Source organism: Inquilinus sp. (genome assembly GCF_057815775.1).
Window position 1 is genome coordinate 1 of record NZ_JBYRFX010000734.1, and the last position, 3480, is coordinate 3480.

The 3480-nt window shown below is 70.7% G+C and carries 5 protein-coding genes; 1 reads left to right on the plus strand and 4 read right to left on the minus strand.

The window, feature by feature from the left end:
- The 4 genes from AC3XYG_RS25755 to phnG form a co-directional block, all read right to left on the minus strand.
- Positions 1 to 224: alpha-D-ribose 1-methylphosphonate 5-phosphate C-P-lyase PhnJ (locus tag AC3XYG_RS25755; protein WP_489142727.1), on the minus strand; the 224-nt coding region annotated here is incomplete at its 3' end.
- Positions 221 to 1339, minus strand: coding sequence for a carbon-phosphorus lyase complex subunit (locus AC3XYG_RS25760; protein WP_489142728.1), 1119 nt, complete (start codon positions 1337 to 1339; stop codon positions 221 to 223). The genes AC3XYG_RS25755 and AC3XYG_RS25760, both read right to left, overlap by 4 nt.
- A 4-nt stretch (positions 1340 to 1343) precedes the next feature.
- Positions 1344 to 1964 (minus strand): phosphonate C-P lyase system protein PhnH, encoded by a 621-nt coding sequence (phnH, locus tag AC3XYG_RS25765; RefSeq protein ID WP_489142729.1) that lies wholly within the window; start codon positions 1962 to 1964, stop codon positions 1344 to 1346.
- Complete coding sequence (gene phnG / locus AC3XYG_RS25770) at positions 1961 to 2416, minus strand: phosphonate C-P lyase system protein PhnG (RefSeq protein ID WP_489142730.1); 456 nt, start codon at positions 2414 to 2416, stop codon at positions 1961 to 1963. Before phnG ends, phnH begins: the two co-directional genes overlap by 4 nt.
- Before the next feature lie 109 nt (positions 2417 to 2525).
- Here phnG and phnF point away from each other — a divergent pair, with 109 nt between their 5' ends.
- Positions 2526 to 3266, plus strand: a complete 741-nt coding sequence (gene phnF, locus AC3XYG_RS25775; protein ID WP_489142731.1) for a phosphonate metabolism transcriptional regulator PhnF — start codon at positions 2526 to 2528, stop codon at positions 3264 to 3266.
- Positions 3267 to 3480: the final 214 nt, after the last annotated feature.

The window sequence follows — 3480 nt, forward strand, 5'->3', positions numbered from 1 at the left end:
TCGATCACCTTCAGGATGTCGTCCGGGCCGATGATGCTGGCGGTCACCTGGATGCCGCCCGTGCCCCAGCCATAGGGCACCGGCATCTCGCGCCCGCCGAACGGCACCTGGTAGCCGGGAATCGCCACCGCCTTCAGCAAGGCCCGGCGGATCATCCGCTTGGTCTGCTCGTCGAGATAGGCGAAGTTGTAGCCGGGGTCGCGCCCGGTGCTCGGCGTGCTCATTCCGCCGCCTCCTTCTGGGGCGCCGCCCCGTCTGCTTCGCGAGCCCGGCGGTCATGCGCGGCCCGCAGCCGGCGGATCAGCTCCAGCTCGGCCTGGAAATCGACGTAGTGCGGCAGCTTGAGATGCTGTACGAAGCCCGAGGCCTCGACATTGTCGCTGTGCGCCAGCACGAATTCCTCGTCCTGCGCCGGATAGCGCCCGGCTTCGCCCAACTCACGGCCGCGCAGCGCCCGGTCGACCAGGGCCATCGCCATGGTCTTGCGTTCGGAATGGCCGAAGGACAGGCCGTAGCCGCGGGTGAATTGCGGCGGCGCCGTCTTCGAGCCGGCGAACTGGTTCACCATCTGGCATTCGGTGACGGTGATCTCGCCGATTTCGATGGCGAAGCCCAGTTCCTCCGGCACGATCTCGACCGCCACCTCGCCCAGCCGGATCTCGCCGGCGAAGGGGTGGTTGCCGCCATAGCCGCGCTGCACGGAATAGCCCAGCGCCAGCAGGAAGCCTTCATCGCCACGGGCGAGGTTCTGCAGCCGCTGGTCGCGGTCGGCCGGCAGGGTCAGCGGGTCGCGGGTCAGGTCGACCGGCTCATGGCCTTCCGGCGCGTCGGCCTCGCGCGCGATCAGCCCTTCGCGGGTGAGGGTGTCGACCACCCGCGGCCCCGGCCCGTCCGGCCCCGCCTCGCCCTCCGGCGCCACCGGCGGCCGGCCTTCCGCCGCCAGGGCGAAGTCGAGCAGGCGGTGGGTGTAGTCGTAGGTCGGCCCCAGGATCTGGCCGCCCGGAATGTCCTTGTAGGTGGCGGAGACCCGGCGCCGCACCGTCATGGCGGCGGTGTCGATCGGCTCCGACACTGCGAAGCGCGGCAGCGTGGTGCGATAGGCGCGCAGCAGGAAGATCGCCTCGACCAGGTCGCCCTGCGCCTGCTTGATCGCCAGCGCGGCGAGATCGCGGTCATACAGCGATCCCTCGGACATCACCCGGTCGACGGCGAGGCCCAGCTGTTCGCGGATCTGGTCCGGCGCGATCTCGGCGACCTCAGGGTTGCCGCGGCGGGTTTCCGCCACCAGCGCCTGGGCGTTCTCGATCGCACGTTCGCCCCCTTTGACGGCGACATACATGGGATCAGCCCTCCCAGCGCGTGGTGCGCGGCAGGCCCAGCATCCGGTCGCCGCAGGTGAACAGGAGGTCGATTCCGAGCGGATAGGCGGCACCGTTGGCGGCCCAATCCTCGCGGAACCAGGATGGCAGGCCGGCGATCCCGGCCGGCTCGGCCACGGCGATGCCGGGGCCGGTGAACTGGCCGGAGGCCGGCCCTTCAAGCGCCGGCACCTCGACCACGACAGTGGCCGACCGGTCGGGATAGCGGTCGTCGCCCAGGGCCAGCCGACCCAGGCGCGGCTGGGACACGGCATCGGCAACGAACAGGAAGCCGGCCGCCGCTGGATCGGCGACCAGCGGCCCGCCGGTGTGGAAGCGCAGGAAGCTCTGCACCGCCGGGATCGACAAAGCGGGGTCGAGCCAGACCGGCGTGTCGAAATCGACCAAGGTCAGCGCCACCGCCGCCATGGCGGCCCCCAGCGGCGCGGGCGCCGGCAGCGGTTCGGGACAGGCCACCGCCCGCCCGGGCCGGGAGAGCGCGTCGAGCACGGCGCGGAACACCGCCTGGCCGCCGAGCACGGCATCGGCAAAGCCGGGCAGCAGCGCCCCCGCGACCAGCTGCGAAGAACCGAGTGTTGCAGTCATCGCGGATTCTCCCCTCGCACCATGGTGAAGAAGTCGACCCGGGTCGCCGCCGCCTTGCGCCGCGCCGCATCCCGGGCCCCGGCCTGGGCCTGACGCAGCGGGGCGACCAGCGCGGCCTCGACCACGGCGCGTCGCGCGGTCTGCAGCAGGGCGTCGGCCCGGGCCGCGATCTCGGCGTGGCGGCGGTCCCGGCCGGCGACATAGGCGAAGCCCAGCACGTCGCTGCCATCCAGCCTCACGGTGCAGCGCGTCACCGTCATCTCACCCAGGGCGAAGGCCATGCCGTCGCCGCCGGCGCGGCCGCGCACCATCACCATGCCGGTCTCGGCAGGGCGCAGCGTGGTGAAGGCGTCCGTGACCTCCAGCGCGGACCACAGGCGGTCCAGCGCGGCCGGCTCGGCCTTGGCCAGGATCGACATCCAGTCCTGGCGCTGTTCGGTTTCGCTGTTCATAGGGCGATAGACCTATTGCCTATTCATCTAGTCATCCGTATGTTTAGATCATGAGCCGAATCCAATGACAGCCGCAAGCTGGGAAGGATGAAATTTGCGTGACGGAGGTATGAGCCCGACGAACGGCAGCACGCTGAGCCGCGGCGCGGGCGTCGCCCTGTGGCGGCAGATCAGCGAGACGCTGGAGAGCGAGATCCGCGACGGCGTCCAGGCCGGCGGGGCGCGTCTGCCGACGGTGGCGGAGCTGTCGACGCGCTTCGGCGTCAACCGCCACACGGTGCGACGGGCGATGGCCGAGCTGGAGGAGCACGGGCTGGTCGACGTCACCCAGGGCCGCGGCACCTTCGTCCATCTCGGCGCCATCGCCTATCTGATCGGCCGGCGCACGCGGTTCCACGAGAACATGCGCCGCGAGAACCGGCCCGCCCGGCTGGAGCTGCTGGAATCGGCGATCGAACCCGCCCCGGCCGCGGTGGCGCGGGAGCTGGAGATCGCCACCGGCGTGCGGGTGATCCGGCTGGACACGCGGTCGCATGCCGACGGCCTGCCGCTGAGCCTCGCCAGCCACTATTTCCCCGCCACCCGCTTTCCCGGGCTGGTCGAGATCTTCCGCGAGACCGGGTCGGTGACGGCGAGCTTCGCCCGCTACGGCATCTCCGACTACACCCGCCGCCGCACCCGGGTCTCGGCCCGACTGCCGGATGCGCGGGAGCAGCGCCTGCTGGAGATCGCACGCACCCGGCCGGTGATGGCGACCGAGGCGCTTAATGTCGACGCCGAGGGCAAGGTCGTCGAATTCGGCCTGTCCAGCTTTGCCAGCGATCGCATCCAGCTTGTGTTCGAGGGCTGAGCGCCCTTCCTCCGAGACAATGTTGGAGACCGTTGGGAAACGCGCTGGTGTGAGTCGGCTGGCGGTGGCTTCGAGAACCGGAGCGCAGCGGACATCTACGTCCGTGAGCACCGGACGCGGACAAGCCGCCGTCAGACGGCCTCACCAGTAGCGTTTCCGAATGGCCTCAGAAGCCCCCGCCGAAGGTACAGGATCCCTGCTCGCCGAAGCCGGC

Excerpts from the sequence above, each read along its gene's own strand:
- phnG (WP_489142730.1), bottom strand. The coding sequence starts at position 2,416 with ATGAACAGCGAAACCGAACAGCGCCAGGACTGGATGTCGATCCTGGCC.
- AC3XYG_RS25760 (WP_489142728.1), bottom strand. The coding sequence starts at position 1,339 with ATGTATGTCGCCGTCAAAGGGGGCGAACGTGCGATCGAGAACGCCCAG.
- phnH (WP_489142729.1), bottom strand. The coding sequence starts at position 1,964 with ATGACTGCAACACTCGGTTCTTCGCAGCTGGTCGCGGGGGCGCTGCTG.
- phnF (WP_489142731.1), top strand. The coding sequence starts at position 2,526 with ATGAGCCCGACGAACGGCAGCACGCTGAGCCGCGGCGCGGGCGTCGCC.